The sequence below is a fragment of the Rothia aeria genome (assembly GCF_016726365.1).
Classification (GTDB): Bacteria; Actinomycetota; Actinomycetes; order Actinomycetales; family Micrococcaceae; genus Rothia; species Rothia aeria.
Genome location: NZ_CP068102.1, coordinates 1,940,393 through 1,962,726 on the forward strand (window position 1 = coordinate 1,940,393; position 22,334 = coordinate 1,962,726).

Consider the following 22,334-nt stretch of genomic DNA (forward strand, 5'->3'; position numbering starts at 1 on the left):
CAGCCTGTGCGGCCTGCGCGGGCCGGGAAAACCCGCAAAAGCTTATGGGGCAGGGGGTTAGGAGAGCGAGTTGAAGTTCCCCAAGAATACCGCCAGCCCCATGAGCAGGCTGTACGCCAGCGCCACAATACCGGCCTGTTTCAGCACGGGGATGAGGTCTTTGCCGGTGCGCCCAGAAAGCACCGTCACGCATGAGTAAACGGTCGGCCCTACCAGCACAAAAATCAGCGCAAACCACGGGTTCTGCGGCACCAGCACGGTACACAGCAGAATCGCCAGGATCATCTCAACCGCGTAGGTGATGCGTGCGGCCCTATCACCCAGCCGCACCGCCAGGGTGAGCTTACCCGATTCACTATCGGTGGGGATGTCGCGCACATTATTCGCCATGAGCAGCGCACACGAGATCAGGCCCACCGCTCCGGCCCCCACCCACCCGGTGAGCGTCAGCTGATTAGTTTGCGTGAATAACGTGCCTAAAGTGGCAACCAGCCCAAAATAGATGAACACGAACACGTCACCCAAACCCATATACCCGTAGGGCCGTTTCCCGCCGGTGTACCCCCACGCCGCAAAAAGCGCGGATGCGCCAACCGCCAGGAACCACCACTGGTTCGCTAACGCCACCAGCAACACACCGGAACACACGGCGAGACCGAAACACAAAAACGCGGCGAACTTAACCGCTTTCGGGCTTGCCGCACCTGAACCGACAAGGCGCATCGGGCCGACCCTGCCCTCATCGGTGCCTTTGACACCGTCAGAGTAGTCATTCGCGTAGTTCACGCCCACCTGCAGGAAGAACGCCACCAGAAGAGCAAGCACAGCTCGTAGGGGACGGAACGAATGCAGCTCGGCCGCCGCCACAGACCCCGCCACGATCGGCGCCAAAGCAAGCGGTAGGGTGCGCAGACGCGCCCCCTCAATCCATTCTGCCGGTGATGCCACGGCTATGCCCTCCTTCACACACGGTTGGTTTGCTGCTCGGCGTGCGCCTTACACAGCATACTGTATATTGCCAGCCGGTCAGGTTTGCCCGTGCTTGTGGCCGGAAAATCAGGCACAATACGCACCACCTTCGGCACGCCCGCCGCACCCAGCCGTGCGCCGCACAGCTGCTGCAGCTGCCTTGCTGTTTCGGCAGCGTCCGCACCATAATGCCCGGGCAGGTTCCGCAGGGTGACGGCGGCAATGACGGCGGCCCCCCACCGCGCGTCGGGAACACCGGCCACCGCAGCCTCACGCACCGCCGGGTGGCTTTCAAGGACGGCGGCGACTGCGTGAGAAGAGACTTTCACCCCGCCGGTAATAATCACATCATCGGAGCGCCCCAGAACACTCAGCGCCGGAGCACCACCGTCCTCGGGAGTGTTTGGGGCGGGGGGCACGAGTGAGCCGTAATCGTCGGTGCGGTACCACCGGCACCCGTGGGCATCAACGAAGAAATGCGATGCGGTGCGCGCGCTATCGCCCAAGTACCCGCTGGCAAGGTGCTCACCACCGAGCCAGATACGCCCGGCCGCTTCAGCCCCGGCCACAACCGGGCTGTCTGCTAAACCTGCGTCCTCGGGAACCACACGCAGCCGCACCCCGGGCAGGGCTACCCCCGAATAGACGCACCCACCGGCGGTTTCTGCGCTGCCATAGGTGGTGACCACGTTCAGCCCAAGCTCGCGCGCGGCTGCCAGCAGGGAAGCGCTTGCCGGGGCGCCGCCAAGCAGGATTCCGGTGAACTGGCCGAGCGCATCGTAAATTTCTGACCCCAGTGCGGGGCTGGCTTCGGCGGCTTCTAGGAGCTTATGCACCTGCGTGGGCACAAGAGAGACGAACCGGCGGGCGCAGCTGAGCCGTTCGGCGGCGTTCAGAAATACTTCGGGTGTAAAACTAACCCCGTCGGTGATCGATGCGGCAACTACCGGCGTCGTTCCGGCGAGCACCGACCGGGCGAGAACCTGAGCCCCCGCCACATAGTGCGCGGGCAGGGCGAGAAGCCATTGCGCAGGAACCTCAGAAGTAGCCCTCTGCGGTTTAGCTGAACCGGCCGAAGGGTAGTCCGCAAAAAACCTCTCGGTCGCCCGAGCGGATGCCCGCAACGCCCGTACGCTTAACGCCGTCTGTTTGGGTGCACCCGTGGACCCGGAGGTGCCCACCACGAGCGCAATAGACTCCGGGTCTTCTGTTTGCCCGAGCGGGTCTTGACCATTCCGAGCACTGTTCGGCAAGTCCCCGGTAAGAGAGCGCTCGAAGGCGCGCAGAATCTCTTGCGGATTGGCGGGCTCATCGGCGCTGAGGATGACCGCGTGCGGATGCAGCGCATCCTGGCGTGGAGCAGGAAGCGGCGTGAGTGAACCGGGGAATGCACCCGTCATAGCGCCTGCTTCGCCGCTATCCACCCGGGACTTACGGGGATCGCAGTGGCCTCCCGGCACAACAGAACGGTTATTCTGCAACGCGTAAAACCCTAGAAATAGTAGGGATAGTTCGACCAGTCGGGGTCACGCTTTTGTAGAAACGCATCGCGCCCCTCCACAGCCTCGTCGGTCATATACGCCATGCGGGTTGCCTCTCCCGCGAAAACCTGCTGCCCGAGCATACCGTCATCGGGCAGGTTGAAGGCGTACTTGAGCATACGGATAGCCTGCGGAGACTGCCGGGCAATATGAGCCGCATATTCCAGACCCTTATTTTCCAGCTCTGCGTGGGGCACCACATCATTAACGGCACCCATCTCGTACATGCGCTGCGCATCGTACTCTTTGGCGAGGAAAAAGATTTCGCGCGCAAACTTCTGCCCAACCTGCCGCGCCAAAAGCGCCGAACCGTAGCCCGCGTCGAAAGAGCCAACAGTCGCGTCGGTCTGCTTAAACTTGCCGTACTCTTCGGAGGCTATGGTCAAATCCGCAACCACGTGCAGGGAATGCCCGCCACCCGCAGCCCACCCAGAGACCAGAGCGATCACAACCTTGGGCATGGTACGAATCAGGCGCTGCACCTCCAGAATATGCAGCCGCCCAGCACGTGCAGGGTCAATAGATTCGGCGGTGTCGCCGCTGGCGTAGTGGTAGCCGTCGCGCCCACGGATGCGCTGGTCACCGCCCGAGCAGAACGCCCACCCGCCATCTTTGGGGGAGGGGCCGTTCCCTGTCAGAAGCACAGCGCCTACATCAGAGGTCATGCGGGCATGATCGAGCGCCCGGTAGAGTTCGTCCACAGTATGCGGGCGGAAGGCGTTACGCACCTCGGGCCGGTTAAAAGCAATGCGCACGGTCGGCAAGTCGCGCAAGATTTCGCCCGTCTCGTCGCGCTGCACCTGGCGGTGGTAGGTGATGTCGGTAAAATCCTCAAACCCGTCAACGATGCGCCAGTGCTGCGGGTTGAAAATATCGGAAACCTGGGGAGGGAACGTAACAGTCATGCCCCCTATTTTACGCGGGGTTCACCCGCCCGTGTCCCAAGGGCGAAACGGTGCTGCACCCTCAAGGGAACAGCCCGTCAAATGCTACAATCAGGGCATGAGTGGCGTAGCCGGTATTCAACGTATGTACGCTCTTCCACATGAGGAGCGCGTACTTAACATTTTGCGTGCTTACGGTGCTACCCGCGCTCGCCTTTTTGGGAGTGCGGCACGTAACGAGCTCACCCCCACTAGTGATATTGACATACTTGTAGAGTTCGGAAATGATTCCGGTTACCAAGCTTTCTGCAAGAGTGTGGATGCTGCGGTTGAGCTGGAACAAGAACTGCACCGTCCAGTGGATCTTGCGTTATCAATTGATCCACGCATGTGGCAGTATATAGAGCCGGACCTTATTGAGCTTCCCCTATGAAAACCCCGTTACCTTATCTTGAAAATGCGCTGGATTCTGGGCATCGTCTGCTCGGGTTTTTACCGCCCAGCTATGACGAATTCATGGATTCAGATCTAATTCAGAGCGCGGTTTGCATGAGACTGCATGAGCTTGGTGAAAACCTGGCAACTATTCGTCGGAAATTTCCCGAATTCTGCGAAATGCATCATGCGCCTGAATGGCAATATCTGATTGCAATGCGACACATCATTTCTCACGGATACCGGCAACTTGATATGGGCATCATATGGGAAGTTAGTTCCACCAGACTGGTAGAGGTCCTTAAGGGTATCCAAACAACTCGTGACACCCTAGCTTCTAGCAAATAGTCCACTGCTTGGTAGCGGGTGATGCACCCTGAATATCCGTTATTTTCCGCACATGCCCGTCTACCGCTTCCGTGGGCACCGTGGTGCATCCTGTGCGTGCCAGGTGCCGCCGCTGGGCACCTGACGCCTGTTCCGGGTATGCAGTATTTTCCCTAGTCGGTGCATAGTTTTCCCGTAGCTGGCGTGTTCTTGCGGTGGTGCCTCACGTTGCGTCCTGTGGGGTGTGGCCCTTAGAAACTTCAAGCAGAAAACCTTATTGTTGTGTGCGCAACATCTGAAAAAATGTAGGTCACCTGCAACCTGAACCTGAGACTTTTATGCATAATCAATGTATAACCGACAAAATTAAGTGCGGACCGGCGAGCACTCCCGTAAGCTGAGGGGACAACACCAGCCGCACATACCTGATGAGGTACACCATGCCCACAACCGACTCACCAGCCCCCGACCCTCGTTTCGACCGCCAAGCCCGTTACATCTCCGCACTGGAACAGCTCGCTGACCCTGCCCCCGTCACGCGCCTTAGCGGAGCCCAGTCCCTCATATGGCTCATTGACGAATGGTTGGCCGACGAGACCCTGCCCGGCCCCACCCGCCACGCCGAGGCCACCGCGCTCATTGACAGCCTGTGCGCCTACATTCGCTCCCCGTACCCTATGGCCCCCGAATACAAGATACTCAGCCGTGACGAGCCAGACCCGGCGCTGAGTGAGGAAGACAAACGGAACTTCCCGCACGACAAGGCCGAATTCGATGCTGAAGTCACCGTGCGCCTCACCCTGCTGCTGGCGGTGCACACGCGCGTGATCGGTACCCGTGAGAGCCCCGGGCCCTGGTCCGGTTTCGCCTATGATTTCTCCGGCAGTGTGTTCTTCTACCCGGTGAACCTTTCCGGCTCCTACTGGAGCGTGCCGCTCAATATGGCTGAGGCAACATTCTGTGCGGATGCTGACTTCTCCAGCTCAACCTACCTCGCGGACGCCATCTTTAACGACACCGTCTTTAATGGCGACGTCGACTTCTCCCACAGCATCTACGGTGCCGATGTCCATTTCAATAAAGTCCACTTTAACGGGGTGTTAAACGCATCTTCGACCATCTACGAGCAGGGCGTGAGCATACAGGGTGTATGCCTCCAGGAAGCCGATCTGAGCGGGTGCCTCTACCACGGCAACACCTGGATCGACATCACCCACCACGGCCACGCCAACCTGAGCCGGTGCCTCTACTACGGGGAGCATATTGACTTATCCTCCAGCTACCTTCAGGGGGTTACCGCCAATAACTGTATCTACCACGGAAAAACCAGGTTGGGCTACGGCGATGGGGAACGCCTCGCAGACTACAGCCGCAGCGTCTTCTTCGCAGACCTTGAACACGAAGAAACCACGTTTGCCGGGCCTATCGACTACAGTCACAATGTCTACTACGGGCTCACTGATATCAATATCAACACCTACGAGGGCGATGTCACCATGCGTGAGAGCATCTACCTTGGGCAGGATACCGAGCTGTCCTACAACACCTATGAGGCGAAGGCAGACTTCGGCGACTGCCTCTACCTGCAGTGTGTGCCCCCACAAGATGGTGAAGGCTACGGCGATACCTCCGGGGTGTTCTCCGGAAGCTGCTATGAAGGGCCCGTCACCTATGGCCCCGCCCTCTTCTGCCAGAGCGTCAGCCTTGACGAGGTGCAGTACAGCACCCCCGATAATTCGTTCGCCGGGTGCATCTTCAACCCGGCCGTGCGCAACACTTTCAGTGTGGACTACGACAGCGACTATGAGGCAGAAATACGCGCCGAGTACCCGGTCGGTTCCCGGCTGCTCAACGGCTCGCAGGTGGCCCACATGAATGAACGCTCCCAGCACGTGAGGGAACTGGCGGAGACCCTGCTGCAGGCACCGGCAGACTCTGAAGAGCGGTGGGCCATCCACCAGCAGATACTCGCCGTGTGCAACGAGCTGAAACAGTGGGCGTACGCTCTCTAAAACCACACCCGCTGCCCACCGCATCACCACATACCACCGATAAAACCAGGGGAGTACACCACCGTGAACCCGAGCCAGCCCAACCACACCCAGCGGCATGCCCAAGAATCCGCTGCCGCCGAACAGCTGTACAGCCCAGCCGCCCCCGTGCGCACAGCAGCCGTGAAAACCCTCGTGACGCTCGCCGACGACTGGCTTGCTGATGAGCATGTTCCCGCCGAGCAGGCTGGAACACGCGTGCAGGGCATTATTAACACGCTGTGCGAGTATATTCGCTCACCCTATGCGGGTACCGACAGGTACCTGCAGCTCACCCAGGAAGAACCGGATGAGGCCCTGAGTACCCGAGAGAAACGCCAGTTCTATGCGGATCAGGCGCACCTGGTCCAGGAGGGGCAGGTGCGGCAGAGCATCCTTGCGGCCATTATAGAGCGGGTGCGTTGGGTGGGGTATGTTCCGCAGCGGTACACATATTCCATGAGTTTTGGTACTGCCGACGAGGAAACCGTCATCGGCGGGCCGTGGTCCGGGTTTGACTATGATTTCTCGGGCGCGGACTTCTTTTACCCTGTTCACCTTGCGGGGGCTTTCTGGGGCGGGAGGGTGACCGCCCGGAACGCCACCTGGCGGGATGATGTGTTCATGGAGACCAGCGTTTTTAACGGTGATGCGTCGTTTTCGGGCGGCACCTACCTGGGAAAAACGATTTACGTGTTTGGGTGCATCTACCGTCGTAACCTGGACCGCAGCCACTGCACCTACGGGGCTGTGGAGGGCAACTATCACGGGTATACCCACGATTTTACTGCTGCCGGTTCTGTGTACCGGGGTGCGGCTGATCTCAGTAACAGCACCTACGACCGGGGCGTGTGCAGCCATGGCAATACCTACTACGGTCCCGCCGATTTATCGGGGTGCACGTACCGCGGCAAGGTTAACTACAGCAAAAACCGGTACGGGGCGAACCTGACAATGCGCGGGTGCACATACGGTGCCTCGGCGCAGATTGGGGAATCCGCACATATGGGGGATGCCGACTACAGCTGCAGCGTGTATGAAGCAGATGTCTCGTTCTACGGGAGCCGTTATCTGGGAAATGCCACCTTTGCGGAATCCCAGTACCGTGGCGGCGTTTACCACGCTTCTGAGCAGTTCATCGGCTCCGCCAATTTTGACGGCGTCCAGTTTGGCCACACCGCAAACCCGCAGGCGTCCAGCAGCTTCCGAGGGTCGGTGTTCGCCGGCGGGGTGTCCTTCATGGGTGCGCACAGCGCCGGGAAGCCACCCGCCTTTGACGAATGTGTTTTCAATGACTCCTGCGTGAACGATTTTGGCCCTCTCCCTTATAGCGAGCACGCGGTGCCTATGAGCGGTGCGCTCCCGGCCGCCTCCCGTTCGCTGAGCTTCAAAGAGTCGGTGGCCCTGAGCCGGTGCCTGCGTGCCCGGGCCGCCTTCGGATCCTACCTGCGCACCATACCGTTTGGTTCGCCCGCTTACCAGGCTGCTCAGCATCAGGTTCTGTTCCACACATGGTGCCATTTTATGTTTGATAACGACCTGCTTAACTTTCCCGCCCTTGTGCAGGCCCTCAACAACGCAATGAAGGGGTAGACAATGCGCACAGAACGCACAGCACGTTTTGAAGAGGCAGTCAGGCAGCTCGGTGGCGGTACGGTTGAGGCTCGGATGGGTGCGGCACGCACCCTTGTCATACTCGCCGATGAGTGGCTGGCTGATACAGCCGTGACGGAACACGAACGCCACCACCAGGTGCAGACCATTATTGACGCCCTGTGTGAGAGCATCCGCTCCCCGTTCTCCCTCGCCTACCGGGCTGAACTGTGGGCCGATGAGCCGACCGGCGACCTGCAGGAGCAGTCCCGGTTCTACGCTGAGCGGGCTGAACTGGTGGCTGAGGCGAAGGTGCGGCGCAGCATCCTGACAGAGATCCACGAACGGGTGCGCTGGATGACCACCAAAACTGTTAGTCAAAACCCTTACGCGCCGCTTAAAACCGGGGATTTCAGCCCCGGAACATGGTCTGGGTTTGCCTACGATTTCAGCGGCACCCTGTTCTTCTACCCGGTGGATTTCAGGGGCTCCTGCTGGGGTCAGGGGCTGAACCTGAGCGGGTGCACGCACCGGGAAGATGCGAACCTCACCGGCTCCTATTATGGCGGGCCCGCAGATTTTAGCGGATCGACCTACGCGGATGATGCCGACTTTTTCGGGTCGGTGTATGCCGGTGCAACGGACTTTTCGGGGTGCGCCTACGGCGGGTACACCCGGTTCGGCGGGAGCCTGTACCGTGAGTTCGTGAATTTCAGCGGTTCAACGTTCGGCCCCTACGCGGGGTTCATTAGTTCCGTCTACCGCTCCGACGCGGACTTTTCGGGCTGCACCTATACGGGGTATATGTCGGCCTCACAGTGCGCCTACCACGGCCGGGCAATATTTACCGGCAGCACCTACAACTCGGATACGCGCCTGAACCACAGCCACTATTCGCGTGCCGCCCGGTTTGACTCCTGCACCTATAAGGGAGACGCGTTCCTGCACGATAACACCTACTGCGGCACGTTCAACGCGAGCGGATGCACTTACACCAACCCCGTCTCTTTTGACCGCTGCACCTACCTGCAGGATGCTTCTTTCGTCGGCAGCACCTTCGGGCACTATTTCACCGGCAGTGATTCGGCATACTACGGCCGTGTTGCTTTCAACAGGTGCCGCAGCACCGGCTATGTGGCGTTCGCGGGCAGTATCTTCCATGAGGAGGTCAATTTCACGGGGAATGTGTACGGCATGAACCTCTCTGTTCGGGAGGCGGTGTTCCTTGAGGGGGTGGACTGCAGCAACTCGGTGTGCCACGAACGCGCCGCGAATTTCCGGGAGGCGGCGTTCATGGGCGGGGCATCATTTGCCGGTGTCCGGTTTGTTGCGAACGAACCGGCCTTCGATAGGTGCCTGTTTAACCCGATGGCTGGGTACTTGTTTAATGTGGCGATGGGCAGTGAGCACTGCATCCCCATGGCGGCGGGGTGCCCGTCGTTCCCTATAGGCTCACGTACCCTCACCGAGCAGGGGCTTATCCGCTTGAGCAGCTACCGGCAGAGCATTAACCGGGCGGCAAAGGCCCTGGAGGTTATGACGCGCCGCACCGGGCAGGACTCCCCGGAGGTTCTGGAAGCCCGCCCGGAGCTGCACGCAGCCAGTGAGGCGTTGGCCTCATGGGTGCGTTCGTTAACGGCCCCTGACACGGCACGATAGTAGCGGATGCGCGCATTGGCCCCCAGTAGCGTATGCTAGGGTAACAGTACCAACCACAACATATTGCGAGGATGCCGCAATGACCCCGTCCGCCTCAACGAGTAATCTCACGATGCTGAATCGCCGCGCCCGCTATATTGTGGCGCTTGAGCAGCTGGGCAGTAGCGACCCGACTGTGCGCATGAGCGGCGTGTACGCATTGGTGTGGCTGGTGGATGAGTGGATGAACACTGACGACGCCCCGGCGGCCCAGTGCAGGCAGGAGGCGCAGGCGGCCATCAGCAGCCTGTGCGCGTATGTGCGGTCCCCGTTTTCGTTGGCGTCGGAGTATGCGCGTTTTTCGTCTTTAGAACCTGCCCCGTTCATTAACGAACAAGAGAAACAACTTTTCACGGTTGATAAGGCGCTGTTTGAGGCGGAGGCGCAGGTGCGGGCGGGTATTGTTGAGGCCATCCATTCCCGCACGATTGTGGTGGACGGCAAGCCCGGCGCCTGGTCCGGGTTCCAATTCGACTTTACGGGCAGCGTATTTTTCTACCCGGTCACGTTCACCGGGTCCTGCTGGGGGCGGCCGCTGTCGCTGCGCGGGTGCACCTACCACGCCTCCGCAGATTTCAGCCGCTCCGTCTACTACGGGGATGTGGATTTCAGCGACTCCGTGTTCGGCGGGCCCACCAGTTTCGGGTACTCCGTGTACCGGCAGGCCGCTAAGGTGCACGGGTGCACCTTCAACGGCCCCGTATTTTTTGGGGTGTCCCACTATCATCAAGGGTTGGATGCGCGCACCAACCTGTACAATAGCGACGCTGATTTCTCGGGGTCCGTCTACCGGGATGACGCCTACCTGCACGGCTGCAACTACTATGGGGACGCGAACCTGAGCCGCTGCACCTATTTCGGGGAGGCGGTACTGGCCGGGTCCACCTACATGAGAGACGCCGCATTTCAAAGTTCTGTGTACTACGGGTACGCCTCGTTAAGCAGCCGCTGCCGGGAGCATGCCGACTTTAGCCACTGCGTCTATTTCAGTGACATGGACATGTACGACTCGCAGTACCGCGGGTACACCGACTTCACCCACTGCGTCTACTACGGGAACGCCAATTTCGGGGCGTCCTCCTATGAGGGCACGGTCAGCTTCAGCGGCTCCACCTACCTGGGGGATGTGGCGATGGGTCAGTGCCGGTACGAGGCTGGCGTTGACTTCAGCGGCTCCCTCTACCTGGGCGGCCCCAGCCGTGAACCCGCCGGGATGGCCGGGTCCTCGTACGGCGGCGCCGCCAATTTTGGGCAGTCCATCTACTGCGGTACCGCCGATATTGGCGAGTCAAAATTCATGGCGGGCGCCCCCTCCTTCGACGGGTGTATTTTTGACCCCACCGTCAATAACTATTTCGGTAACGGCCCCGGCGGCCGGTACGATATTCGGCTGGTGGGCGGCTTCCCCGCGGGCGCGCGGGCACTCAGCTTGTCGCAGGCTGCGCAGATGGGCGTGCACCTGCGCGCCATCGAAGCGCTTGTGGCGTCCCTGTACGATGTGCCGCCCGGCACGGATGCGCACCGTGGTGTGCATCAGCGGGTGCTTGAGGCGTGCACCGTTTTTGCGCGGAGGGTGCGGTCACTATGAGCGGTTATTTTTCAGCGGATGTTGCCCTCACCGGCCGTCACGCCAGGTTCTCGGCGGCGGTTGGTGAGCTGAGCTATGAGAGCGGCCTGAGCGTTGAGGCGCGCCTAGGTGCCGTGGGTGAGCTGGTTCGGCTGGCCGACGAGTGGCTGGCCGATGTCTCCGTGTCTGAAGGCGCCTGCCACCGTGAGGCGCAGGACATTGTCAGCGCCCTGTGCGCCTACGTGAGCACCCCGTTCCCGCTGGCATCCCGCGCGGAACTGTACGGTGAGGTGCCCCCGAACCTGGACCAGCAGGAAACGCTGCAATTCCACCGGGATAAGAAGGCGCTCACCGAAGAATCGCGGGTGCGGGTGCGTATCCTGGAGGAAATCCACACCCGTGTGCGCTGGAAACCGGCGGGCGGGGCCACCAAGAAGAAAGAATCGCAGCAGGTGGCGGCGGGGGAAATCACCCCCGGGCCCTGGTCGGGGTTCTACTTCGAGTTTTTCGACTCTGCCTCGTTTTCGTCTGCCGAGTTCTTCTTCCCGGTCGATTTCTCCGGCTCATACTGGGGGGAGGGGCTGTACTGCCCCGGTGCGTTCTTTGCGCAGTCCGTCACGTTCAGCAACTCGTTCTACGGTGGGAACGTCTCATTCATCGGCACCCACTGTCAGGGCATCGCAGACTTCAGCGGCTGCACCTACGCCGCCAACGCCGACTTCGGGGTCACCCGGTACATGTCTCCCGTCACGTTCAGCGAGTGCATCTACCGGGGCGAGGCGAACTTTAACGAGAACCAGTACGGGGAACGCGCCGATTTCTCCAGCTCAACCTTCGGCAAAGAAGCGGTATTCGCCGACTCGGTGTACAGCACCAAAACCGTTTTCAGCTACTCCGTATTTTCTGCCGCAACAGACTTCAGTAATATTGTGCTGGCGGGGTCATCACCGTCGTTTAAAAAATGCGTTTTTGCGGTGGGTAAAAAGCCCGCACGCCGCGAGTTTAAGCGCGCCTAGGCAGGGCCGCTAGGCGCTGGCGACAGAAGGAGCATATGGTGGATGCGGTGAACCTGCGCGATGGCTGCTGCGCTGATAGGGTTGCTGAGGCGCTCGCCCGCATGGGGGACACCGCCCTGCCTGCTGTATCTAGAATGCGTGCAGTGGATGAGCTGGCGGCACTGGCCGATAAGTGGCTGGCTGATACATCCGTGAAGGAGCAGGAACGTAATCGCCGCACCCAGGGTATTATTACTGCACTCTGTGACTACCTGCGCACCCCATACCCGTCTGAGCCGCAGGGGCAGGGGAGAGAACCGCAGCACCGCAGCAGCGAGGGTGAAACCACAGAAAAAGAACCATCGTTCTATACGGGTGAGGGTGAAACACCCCCGAACAGCACCACCGAGACGCCCCTGCGGCAGCATATTCTGGGCACCATCCACCAGAGGGTGCGGTGGGAACCGGCCTCTGGCGGTGCGCGCAAGAACGCTGCGCGTCACCTTGAGCGGGGCGCGGTGACGCCCGGCCCGTGGTCACACCTGGTCTTTGATTTTTCTGGCGCCGAGTTCCGCCACACCGTTAACCTGAGCGAATCGTACTGGGGTGCGGGCACGAATTTTTCGGGGTGCAGCTACCGTGAGACAGCCAACCTGAGCGCCAGCGTATACGCCGCGGCAGCACATTTTACGGCATCCACCTACTACGGCAAGGCGATCTTCCGCAATAGCGTGTACCGTGCTGCCGTGCATATGAGCGGATGCGACTACCGGGGGCAGGTGCACGCCCAAGCCACGGTGTATGAGGCTGAGGCCAACCTGTCGGAAAACACCTACCGGGAAGGCGCCGACTGTATCCGCTCCACGTGGCGGGGGCATCTTAACGCCAGCGGGTGCACCTATGGGCGGGGTGCGAATTTTGCGGAGTGCACCTGGGGCTGCGACGTTATCCTTGCAGGGTGCACCTATGAAAAGGATGCGGTATTTATGAGCACCGCATTTCACGGTACCGCCCACATGGAGGGCTGCACCTACCGGGCGGGGGCCTATTTTTCGTACAGCGAGTTCCGGGGTGATACCGATTTCAGCGGCAGCGTGTTCCGCCACGATACGGAGTTTGTGGGGTGCCGTTGGCGCGGCCGCGCAGACCTGAGCGGCTGCACACTGCACCACGTTTCTTTCGAGGGATCCTCCCACCTGCGGTCAATAACATTCCGGGGCACCCAGTTTTCGGGCGGACGCTGCGTGTTTGACCGTTCAGTGTACGCAGGCGGCATAGATTTTACGGGGGCCGCGCAGGCTACCAGCACTGCACAGGAGAGAGCTGCGGGTGAGCCGCAGGTGTCTTTCACCGATTGCTTCCTTAACCCACATCATGAAAACTATTTCGCTCATCCTGTGTTTACCGGCAGCGGCTTACCTGCCGGTTCACGCTACCTCACCCCTGAAGAAACGGAGGATTTAGCCAACCGACTGGCAGCGTACACGAGTGCGGTACAAACGTATCATGATGCGGCTGAAGGGCCGAACAAAGAGGCGCTCGCCGCCCGTGTGCGCAACCTGGATAACGCCATCGACCAGTGGGCATACGCGTTAACGAACCGCGCAGCCTATAGCGATTGGTGAACGGTGCCTGCGGTGAGTGAAGCACACGGCAAAAGCGTGGATGAGGCCAAGCGGCTGCGGCGCCTCAAGAGCGCGCTTGGGCGGCTTAATGGGGTGGTTCCCGCTGGTGGCGGCTCCACCCCAAGTGTTGCTGCACGCCTGAACGCGGTGGATGAACTGGCGGCACTGGCCGATGAGTGGCTGGCCGATACGTCTGTGGAGGAGCAGGAGCGTAACCGCCGCGCCCAGAGCGTTATTACTGCGCTCTGTGACTACCTGCGTTCTCCTGCTAATGACTGCGATACGGCACCGGCTGACGCTGCGCACCTCAGCGCCGCAGGGCGCATTCACACGCACACCCTTGATACGATCCGGCAGCACGTGCGCTGGCGAGAAAACCCTCACCCGGCGGAGCCCATGCACGCTGAGTTGAGTACAAGGGAAGGCGCGCATCCCTTAGCGGCGGAGCTTAATCAGCCGCCGAAACCGGGAGCGGTCCTGCCGGGGCCGTGGTCGCATCTGGCCTTTAACTTTTCGAATGCGGTGTTTTACGATGTCGTTGATCTGGGTGAGGCGTACTGGGCTGGGCCGGTCACTTTCGACGGTGCAGTTTTCACGCATGACGCATATTTTTGCAACTCGCTGTACGGTGAGGACGTGGTGTTTAGCCGTTGTGAATACCGCGGATATGTCCTGTTCTCAAACTCTACCTACTGTGGTGCGGCGTCTTTTGCAGAATCGACCTACCACAATATTGTATATTTTTCCGATTCAGTGTATGAGGGGTGCGCGGTTTTTACCGGCTCCCACTACCGTGCAGCAGCCGACTACGGGTGCAGCATCTACAACGCGGGGGCAGACTTCAGCGGCTGCACACACCACGGCACGGTCACCTACCATATGAGCGCCTACGGCGGGGAAACCAACTTTACGAACAGCCTCTACCAGTCGCATGTGCACGCGGCAAACAGCACCTACAACGCTCCGGTGCTTGCCACCGGGTGCCTCTACAGGGGCCGCGCGGACTTCTCGGGAAGCAGCTTCACGGAAGGTGCCGACTTCTCCACGGCGGCATACGATGACGGTATCACCCTCACCGGCTCGACATTTGCAGGCCCTGCCGTGTTCACCAGCTGCCGTTTTATGGGGGACGCCGACTTCACCGACTGCACCTGCACCACCAGTGCCAATTTTAGCGGCACCATCTACTGGGACAACGCGCATTTTGACCGCACCGTTTTTGCGACCGCCCCGGTCTTCACCCGCGCACGCTTCACGCCCGATGCCGCCATGACAAGCGTGGAGGCGCTATCCGCCGGGGCACCCCTCACCATGGGGGAGGGGGAGCTGCCGCCCGGTGCCAGGCGTCTAACCGACTGGCGGGACGTGGAACACGGCCGCACCTAAATGCACAAGCGCGCTGAGCATCCCCGTAAGATGAATAGGCGAAAGGAAAACGCCCGCACTTTCCGGTGCGGGCGCCTCACAAACAGACAGTTACTTTTTCTCGCCGAGTGCTATGGGCACGAGAGAGATTTTTGCGTTGGTCGAGTCCGCCTGTATGACGGGGTAGAGAGAATTGGACGCTACCCATAGCTGCACGGTGGCTTTGCCGTTGGAACCGAGCACGTTTTCTTCGACCGAGATATTCGAGATCTCAGCGTCTTTCGCAATGGGGGTTGAGTCGTCGGAGATTTCGCTGTTTCCCCTGCCGTCCGCAGAAGACGACCCCTGAGACCCACCATTATTTTTGTCGTCTTGCGGCTTTTTCTGTGCAGAGGAGGGCTGTGAACCTACAGAGAGGGTGCTGTTTGAAGCCCATATATCTACATGGTCACCCGCTTTGAGGTTAGTAGCTAGACCCCGGTCTACCTTAACGGTCACAAGCCGACGGTTTTCCCGCACATTATTGCTGGCAGAGTTTTTGCTGACCACCTCGCCCGCAGGGATAAGCCGAACAGCCGTTAAATCACCTTTTTGCACTTCTTCAGCAGTGAGATAGTTTTGGGAGGCAGACCCCAGGTTAGCCTCAACAGGAGTGAGCTTATCGGTCGAGATTTTCTCCCCAATCGGGATGTCATTCTTCGCTATATAGTACTGGGTGCTGCGGTTATTCAGCTGGATAACCGCAATAGTACCAACAAGAGAAACCAGAACCAGCAGGATACCAACAATAAATTTGGGATCTTTCAAACCTGGGCGTCGAAGGCGGGCTGAGGTCTCGGGCTGCTCAGCGAACGCTGGTTTCAAGGTACCGTCTGGGAGGTTGCTGCTCATGTGTGGTTGTGTCTTTCGGTCAGTGCCCGTTAGGGGCGAAGCCGGGCGGGCCTAAGGTGATTTGCTGTATTTATCTGAGCACAAACAGGGGCTATAAAGCAAATAGCAGACTATTCACCATAGAACGCCTCCCTGGCATATCTGCTGGTGAGGGAACAGAAGATTTTCCTCCCCGAATACCCCTGAAAATATTGAAACCGTTACTCCCTTGCCTTAGCAGGCTGCTATACGGGAGGAAAGAAAAACACACTAACAGCAGCTACCACAATAAATATACTTTTTGGGCGTGTTACATCCACTGAGCCTTGATTTGTTGAGTCTCAGCCCGTAGTCTAAGGGTACGTATTCACATTGAACCAATAAGATTGAGGCGCTTCCGGGCCAGATGATGTGGGTGTATTTTCTGCCGCCTGTTGTGCACGGGGCCTTCTAGTGTTGATGAAGGAGAGAACTCTCGTGATGGTAGAACCAAACACTGGCCGTATTGTTCCGCGTCGTCGTGCGCTGTTGCTCGCTGGTGTGGGGTTAGGGTCACTGGGTCTTGCGGCGTGTGGTGGTGCTGGTAATGCTGAGGGGCAGTCGGGGTCTTCGTCGTCGGTTTCTTCTGATGGTGGTGTTTCGGGTAGTGAGGCTGAGGCCAGTGTTAGTGATTCGCCTTCGTCGTCGGTGTCGGAGGGTCCTTCTGCGGCTCCGTCATCTGGTGGGGAGACTATTGTGAAGGGGTATTCGGGTGGGTCGAAGGCCCCTGAGGGTGAGTACCGTGCTGCGGATGAGCATGGTCCTGCGCAGAATGTTCCGAAGCCTAAGGAGCCGGCGGGGATGAATGTGGAGACGGTGGAGGGTGTGGTGAAGTTCCTTAATTATTGGGTGGCGGCGCATAATTATTCCATTCAGACCGGTGATGCGGTGCCATGGGCTAATACAACCTCAAAAGCAGATGAACACGATACAAAATCAATACAATGGGTTCACGATTTGTATCATAATAATGAGGGGTGGATTGCTGGTGGGCTACGTAATATCACTATTCACGAAGAGACATTTCATAAAAGCGATAAAGAAAAAGAGTATAAAATATTAACCCATATAGAAACCCGGAACACTGTGGTTTATGATCCTTATAATCATAAAATAAGCAACACTGACCATTCTGATGATAATCGGAAAATGATTGAGGTAAGTGTGATTTTTCATCCTCAGGATGGTTGGCTGGTGGTTGGGAAGAGGTTTGCCAATGTTAAGATATCGTAAAAATTTGGCGATAATAGCTGCTATCTCCCTTGCGTTAAACTTACAAGGCGTAGGAGCAGTAGCTGATGAGGCTAGTAGCTCTGGAACTGTTGGTAATGGTAAATTTACCGTAACTTCTAGCAAAATCAAGGCTGGCCAAGAACATAACTATAATGTTGTAATTGTTGCGCCTACTCAAGGTCAAGGTGCTGTTCCTGCTGGACAGGGTGTTCCGGGTAGGCAGAACGCTCCAGACAATGGACAGCAAGCTGCACCAGAAGAAGCCGAAGGGGGAGCAATAGCAGGTATCCTACGTTGTTCCTTACAGCCAGCTTTAGAGATGGCGGGTGAAAATGTAACACCGGATTATGGGTGCACCGAGAAACCTGCCGCTTCAGATACTGGTAATGCGATTAGTCGTCAGCAACAAATCGCGGCCCGGGTACGAGACGGTCTGGACTCGTTAGATATTTCTAAACCCGTTCTGCATAATGATTTCGGGTTGCATGCTTATACCGATCTGAATATTAATTATTATGTTACTCAGGCAGGGGTGCAGACCAAAGAAACAACAATTCTTGATGAAAAAGTTACGATCCAGGTAATACCCGTTAGCTATCAGTACACTTATGGTAATGGGGCCGTACGTACTACTTCTTCTGCTGGTGCCCCTGGAACTCGGTGGGATGAGAGCGAGAAGAACTATACCAAGACCTCTACCTCGTACCAGTTTGAAAAAGCGGGCAACTTCCACTCGTACGTGACTGTGGTGTATCAGGCCCGGTATCGGATAGGTGACAACGGCCCGTGGATGGTGGCTGGTACTACCGAGATGCGTAGTGAAGCGATGTTGCTTCGAGTGTGGGAAATTGATGTGCATAATGTCGCGAAAGACTGCCGTGAAGATCCGTATGCTTGGGCGTGTCCGATGAATAAGAATCATCCGGATTATAATAATCCGAATCCGAAGCTTGCTCATCCTGATCCGTTTACTGGGCAGCAATGGCATAAAGATAATGCTGGCGTGGGTGATACTGAACGTGGTAAAAAACCCCGCAGCCGAGAACGCGGCTAAAAGCTAAAAATATACCTGGTAGCACACATAGCTAAGAAAAAAGAACACCATAAAAAGGAGGTACCCTACTTTGTGGGGCACCTCCTTTTTACATTTGTTAGCCTACTAGGCACTGTCTACCCATCAAGCTATTCTTACAACAAAACCAAAACTACCTAACTGATCTAAGAGGCTGGCTGTAACGTATTCAATCGGGCGCTTGAATACGCGCTCACCTCAATACCATCAGGCACCACAATACTCACTAGCGGTGGGTGAATCCGTCCGCTTAACCGAACACGTACCGTATCTCCATCAGCAACTTCGACCGAATCAATCCTGAGATTCTCAAACTCCCGGCTCGCCCCACTGGCAGCTAAATACTCGGCAGCATACTCATACCCACGAGCACCAGAAACGCCGTTTCCTACACCCACCATTCTCTGTTCCTGTTGTAACCGCCGCGCTACTGCTGAGGCTTGGGCGTCTGCGAAATCAGTGAGCCGCTGGGTCTGTACGTGCGCGCCGGTGATCGCTAGCGTCACTGACCCAATGAGCAGAAGCAGCGCGCATAGCCCGGCAATTAGGGGAACAACACTGCCTTCTTCTTTCTTCACCGTGTCTTGGGTGCCAGTATTGTCAGCAGCGGTAGTGTTTTTCCGTGCTCTGCCTAGATACTGCACTTGTTAGCTCCCTCAACGTATTGAATATGAAACCACCGGAAATGCCCCACTGCCAGTGGCGAGGGAAATAGTGAATTCTGCAATTTAGACGCTAAAATAATACTAACCTATTTTCCTGGTGCTTTTCATGTGATTGTTTGCTAGTGGGTGTTTTGGGGTGCTGCTGATTATGCGGGTTTTGTGCCCAGAAAAGTATTTCACCCCGGCATATTGGTATGCCTGCTGGTTGAACGGCTCATAAGCTTAGGTGCGAGTCTCGGGGGTGTTTTTTGTCCCGTTGGGTGCATGTTCTGCCGTGTGGTGTACCTGTTCACCCATGGTGTGGGTGCATGAGCGTGTTCATGGTGGGCTGCGGCCGGTGGCTCTGCTGTTCTGTCTCACGGTTTGTGCGGTGACCGGCCCAGACGTGGTACGGGGGCGGGTAGGGTATGCTAAGGGGGCACATTACCCGTCCCATCACCGTGCAGGAGCGAGAATGGCCTCACCGAGTGCACCAACGTCACCCATGAAAGACAATACCGACTACATTCTGGCTGTAGAGCAGCTGGCCCACGGCGCCTTCGCTGAGCGGCGGGCTGCGGCGGATACGCTGGTGGGGCTCGCCGACGACTGGCTGTCTAATGCCACAATCAGCGCGGCGGAGCGGGATGCCGCCGCCCAGGGGGCGGCTGACGCATTATGCGCGTATATTCGCACCCCATTACCGTCTGAACAAGAGACGGAAAACCCAAGAAACACGGGGGAGAACCCGCCCGAAAAAGAACGGTCATTCTCTCACGGTGAAGGGCAGGTGAATGAGGGTGCTGAGGGTACCCTGCGCCAGCATATCCTTGAGGCTATTCATCAGCGGGTGCGGTGGCGCCTGAACCCGGGGGAGCTGGTGGGGGAGTACGAAACCCCGCTGCAGGCGCAGACAACCCCCGGCCCGTGGTCACACCTGGTCTTTGATTTCACGGGCGCTACTTTCTGCCACCCGGTGGATTTCACCGGTTCACACTGGGGCCGTACAGTGAGCTTCGCGGGGTGCACCTTTACTGAGACCGCTGACTTCTCCTCATCCTTCTACGAGGGGGAAGCCACTTTTGAGGGCGCCACCTACCGTTCGGGGGCCGGGTTCGTGCAGTGCGTGTACCACCAGGATGTGCGCCACACCGGCAGCGTCTACCGGACTGGTGCAGAGTTCGGGGCCAGCACCTACCGGGGCGCGGCCGACTTCTCACGGGCACTCTTCTACGGCCCCACCGATTTTGGGGTGTCTGTCTTCTGCGGCGGGCCGCAGCACCCCGTAAATTTCAGCTGCTGCGTCTTTGCTGAAGCCGCCGACTTCTCCAAAAGCTGCTTCTGCGCATACACCGATTTCTCAACGGTGCAATGGATGGACACGGCGTTCTTCGAGTATTGCATCTTTTACGATGGCACCGCCATGCGGGGCAGCTCGTTCACCGGGGAAGCAGTCTTCGCCGAGTCCGTATTCTTGGCGGACGCTAACTTCTCAAACATCACCTGCGAGGCGGATGCCGACTTCGATTCGTGCTCCTTCTACAGCAACTACCGCAGCGATGAGAGCGAGTATGAAGGGGCCGTTGGCTTCACTAACGCCCTGTTCCTGGGGGACGTCGATTTCGCGGGGGCACGGTTCACAGGCGATGCGCCGTCGTTTGAAGAGGCGGTGTTCGCCCCCGGAGTGCTCACCCGACTACCGCACAAGAATCAGCCGAGTGATGGGCACCAGCACCCGGATACTGCCCCGGCAATAGAGCTGACGCAGGCCCCGGCGGGTGCGCGTCTGCTTCCCGCTGATGGGACGGCGCAGGCGCACACGCTGCTGAGCACCATCCCCCACCAGATCGCTACAGTGCAGGGCAGGGAGGGCGAGAACATGAACTTCCTGACCGCCGGTAATGAACTGCGCGCGGCGACTGAAAGCCTGTGGGAATGGTCGCAGCAGGTCAGAGACGGGGAATAAACAGCACCGTCAGCTGCGGGCAGCACGCCACTCATGGCAGGTGCCTCTCGTATGAACGCTGCGGGCGCATAGTTCCGGTACGCACAGAACCTTCAATGTCCCGTCCTCACGCGGTTTATACGGTGACCGAGCCCGGTGTGGTGCGAGGCCGGTTGGGGTATGCTGAGGGGGCAAATGTTCACCGTATTAACCGCATAGGATTAGAGAATGGCCTCACCAAGTTCACCAGCTTCACCCGTTAAAGATAATGCCGATTACGTTCTGGCTGTGGAGCAGCTGGCCCACGGTGCCCTCGCTGAGCGGCGGGCTGCGGTAGATACGCTGGTGGGGCTCGCCGACGGGTACCTAGCGGATACCTCCCTGGACGAAAACACCCGTAACACCAACGCTCAACACATTATTAACCGATTGTGTGAATATATTCGTTCCCCGTATGCTCTTGCTGGTGAGTACGATGTGCTCACCCGCACCCCTGTACGCGAACTGCCCGCCGAGCAAGAACCCACCCGGTACCGTGCCGATAGGGACGCCCTGGCGCAGGAGGCCCAGGTGCGCGGGCATATTCTGGGCAGTATCCACGAGCGTGTGCAGTACCTGCGCAGAGCAGAAAGTGATACACCGCAAGAGGCCCTGGAGGCACTACGACCCGGCCGGTGGTCGCACCTTACCTTTGACTTTACGGGTGCCGACTTTTTCTACCCGGCATACCTGAGCGAATCGTACTGGGGCGCGGGGGCCACCTTCACCGGGTGTACCTACCGTGATAAGGCGCGCACCGATGGGTCCGTGTACTGCACCGACGCCGACTTTTCAGGCTCCACCTACCAGAAAGAAGCAGACTTTTCGGAGTGTAAATTCTTAGGCACCGCGCGTTTTACACAATCAACCTACAACGAACTGGCCTTCTTCAGCGGCGCTATCTTCGCAGGCGATGCCCACCTGAGCGGGTGCACCTACGTGGGAGTGTTCTTTCAGGGCTGTTTCTTCTTCGGGCAGGTGAACCTGAGCGAATGTGTTTATGACGGGCCAGCTCAGCTTGAGATGAATTATTATTCACAAGCCGTGGATTTCAGCGGGTGCACCTACAACGACTGTGCGGACTTCTACGAGTGCCTGCACGGCGGGCCAGTCACCTTCACGAAGAGCGTGTGTGGGGAAGCCACGAATTTCGGCGGCTCCATCTACCTGGGTGGTGCGGATTTTAGCGGCACCCGGTTCAGCACCAAACCCTACTTCGAGGGGACTGTGTTCGCCGATGGCACCGTAAACAGGTTCCTGGACTCCGCCCCGAACACCCCGCCAGATGGGGCCCGCTGGGTGAGCGGCGAAGAATACACTCAGTGGCAGCAGCAGAGAGAGCTCATTGAGGAAGTCAGCAGCATCCGGCAGGTGCATAACGCCCGCTAGAGCTGGGCAGAAACCCACACGCGTCAGCACATGGCACGGGGCAAGAGCATACCGCAACAATAAACCTGGGAGAC

18 protein-coding genes are annotated in these 22,334 nt (G+C 58.5%); 13 read left to right on the forward strand and 5 right to left on the reverse strand.

The window, feature by feature from the left end; genetic code table 11:
- Positions 1–57: 57 nt before the first annotated feature.
- The 3 genes from I6I94_RS08455 to I6I94_RS08465 all read right to left on the reverse strand — a co-directional run bounded on the left by I6I94_RS08455 (position 58) and on the right by I6I94_RS08465 (position 3,415).
- Positions 58–948 (reverse strand): 1,4-dihydroxy-2-naphthoate polyprenyltransferase, encoded by an 891-nt coding sequence (locus I6I94_RS08455; RefSeq protein ID WP_037287372.1) that lies wholly within the window; start codon positions 946–948, stop codon positions 58–60.
- 14 nt (positions 949–962) lie between these two features.
- Positions 963–2,393 carry an AMP-binding protein gene (locus I6I94_RS08460; protein ID WP_201620606.1) on the reverse strand — a complete coding sequence of 477 codons (1,431 nt, stop codon included), beginning with the start codon at positions 2,391–2,393 and terminating at the stop codon, positions 963–965.
- 68 nt (positions 2,394–2,461) lie between these two features.
- The gene (locus I6I94_RS08465; RefSeq protein ID WP_006888801.1) at positions 2,462–3,415 is read right to left on the reverse strand and encodes a 1,4-dihydroxy-2-naphthoyl-CoA synthase; all 954 of its coding nucleotides are present in this window, start codon (positions 3,413–3,415) and stop codon (positions 2,462–2,464) included.
- 97 nt (positions 3,416–3,512) lie between these two features.
- Between I6I94_RS08465 and I6I94_RS08470 the strand changes: the two genes are divergently transcribed.
- From I6I94_RS08470 to I6I94_RS08510, 9 genes are all read left to right on the forward strand, one after another.
- Positions 3,513–3,827 carry a nucleotidyltransferase family protein gene (locus I6I94_RS08470; RefSeq protein WP_081481278.1) on the forward strand — a complete coding sequence of 105 codons (315 nt, stop codon included), beginning with the start codon at positions 3,513–3,515 and terminating at the stop codon, positions 3,825–3,827.
- 83 nt (positions 3,828–3,910) lie between these two features.
- Positions 3,911–4,177 (forward strand): HepT-like ribonuclease domain-containing protein, encoded by a 267-nt coding sequence (locus I6I94_RS11610; protein WP_408015307.1) that lies wholly within the window; start codon positions 3,911–3,913, stop codon positions 4,175–4,177.
- Positions 4,178–4,596: 419 nt separating this feature from the next.
- Positions 4,597–6,168, forward strand: a complete 1,572-nt coding sequence (locus I6I94_RS08480; RefSeq protein ID WP_128088117.1) for a pentapeptide repeat-containing protein — start codon at positions 4,597–4,599, stop codon at positions 6,166–6,168.
- 63 nt (positions 6,169–6,231) lie between these two features.
- Complete coding sequence (locus tag I6I94_RS08485) at positions 6,232–7,779, forward strand: hypothetical protein (RefSeq protein WP_128088116.1); 1,548 nt, start codon at positions 6,232–6,234, stop codon at positions 7,777–7,779.
- A 3-nt stretch (positions 7,780–7,782) separates the two neighbouring features.
- Positions 7,783–9,438, forward strand: a complete 1,656-nt coding sequence (locus tag I6I94_RS08490; protein ID WP_128088115.1) for a hypothetical protein — start codon at positions 7,783–7,785, stop codon at positions 9,436–9,438.
- Between the two features lie 79 nt (positions 9,439–9,517).
- Positions 9,518–11,065: a pentapeptide repeat-containing protein gene (locus tag I6I94_RS08495; protein WP_037287375.1), complete on the forward strand. Its 1,548-nt coding sequence runs from the start codon at positions 9,518–9,520 to the stop codon at positions 11,063–11,065.
- A complete protein-coding gene (locus I6I94_RS08500; protein ID WP_201620607.1) occupies positions 11,062–12,060 on the forward strand; it encodes a hypothetical protein in 999 nt (332 codons plus the stop codon). Before I6I94_RS08495 ends, I6I94_RS08500 begins: the two co-directional genes overlap by 4 nt.
- 35 nt (positions 12,061–12,095) lie before the next feature.
- A complete protein-coding gene (locus tag I6I94_RS08505; protein ID WP_128088112.1) occupies positions 12,096–13,664 on the forward strand; it encodes a pentapeptide repeat-containing protein in 1,569 nt (522 codons plus the stop codon).
- A gap of 12 nt (positions 13,665–13,676) precedes the next feature.
- Positions 13,677–15,050 carry a pentapeptide repeat-containing protein gene (locus I6I94_RS08510; protein WP_201620608.1) on the forward strand — a complete coding sequence of 458 codons (1,374 nt, stop codon included), beginning with the start codon at positions 13,677–13,679 and terminating at the stop codon, positions 15,048–15,050.
- A gap of 90 nt (positions 15,051–15,140) precedes the next feature.
- Here the strand turns inward: I6I94_RS08510 and I6I94_RS08515 are convergent, their stop codons facing one another.
- Positions 15,141–15,920, reverse strand: a complete 780-nt coding sequence (locus I6I94_RS08515) for a CpaB family protein (RefSeq protein WP_128088110.1) — start codon at positions 15,918–15,920, stop codon at positions 15,141–15,143.
- A gap of 459 nt (positions 15,921–16,379) precedes the next feature.
- Between I6I94_RS08515 and I6I94_RS08520 the strand changes: the two genes are divergently transcribed.
- Together I6I94_RS08520 and I6I94_RS08525 are read left to right on the forward strand one after the other, a co-directional pair.
- Complete coding sequence (locus tag I6I94_RS08520; RefSeq protein WP_236588973.1) at positions 16,380–17,171, forward strand: DUF6318 family protein; 792 nt, start codon at positions 16,380–16,382, stop codon at positions 17,169–17,171.
- A complete protein-coding gene (locus I6I94_RS08525) occupies positions 17,155–18,225 on the forward strand; it encodes a hypothetical protein (RefSeq protein ID WP_201620610.1) in 1,071 nt (356 codons plus the stop codon). Before I6I94_RS08520 ends, I6I94_RS08525 begins: the two co-directional genes overlap by 17 nt.
- Before the next feature lie 164 nt (positions 18,226–18,389).
- Here the strand turns inward: I6I94_RS08525 and I6I94_RS08530 are convergent, their stop codons facing one another.
- Positions 18,390–18,821 carry a hypothetical protein gene (locus tag I6I94_RS08530; protein ID WP_128088230.1) on the reverse strand — a complete coding sequence of 144 codons (432 nt, stop codon included), beginning with the start codon at positions 18,819–18,821 and terminating at the stop codon, positions 18,390–18,392.
- 541 nt (positions 18,822–19,362) lie between these two features.
- Here I6I94_RS08530 and I6I94_RS08535 point away from each other — a divergent pair.
- Positions 19,363–20,853 (forward strand): pentapeptide repeat-containing protein, encoded by a 1,491-nt coding sequence (locus I6I94_RS08535; protein WP_201620611.1) that lies wholly within the window; start codon positions 19,363–19,365, stop codon positions 20,851–20,853.
- Positions 20,854–21,060: 207 nt separating this feature from the next.
- Entirely contained in the window at positions 21,061–22,260 is a 1,200-nt protein-coding gene (locus I6I94_RS08540) for a pentapeptide repeat-containing protein (protein WP_128088105.1), read from the forward strand.
- Positions 22,261–22,334 lie beyond the last annotated feature (74 nt).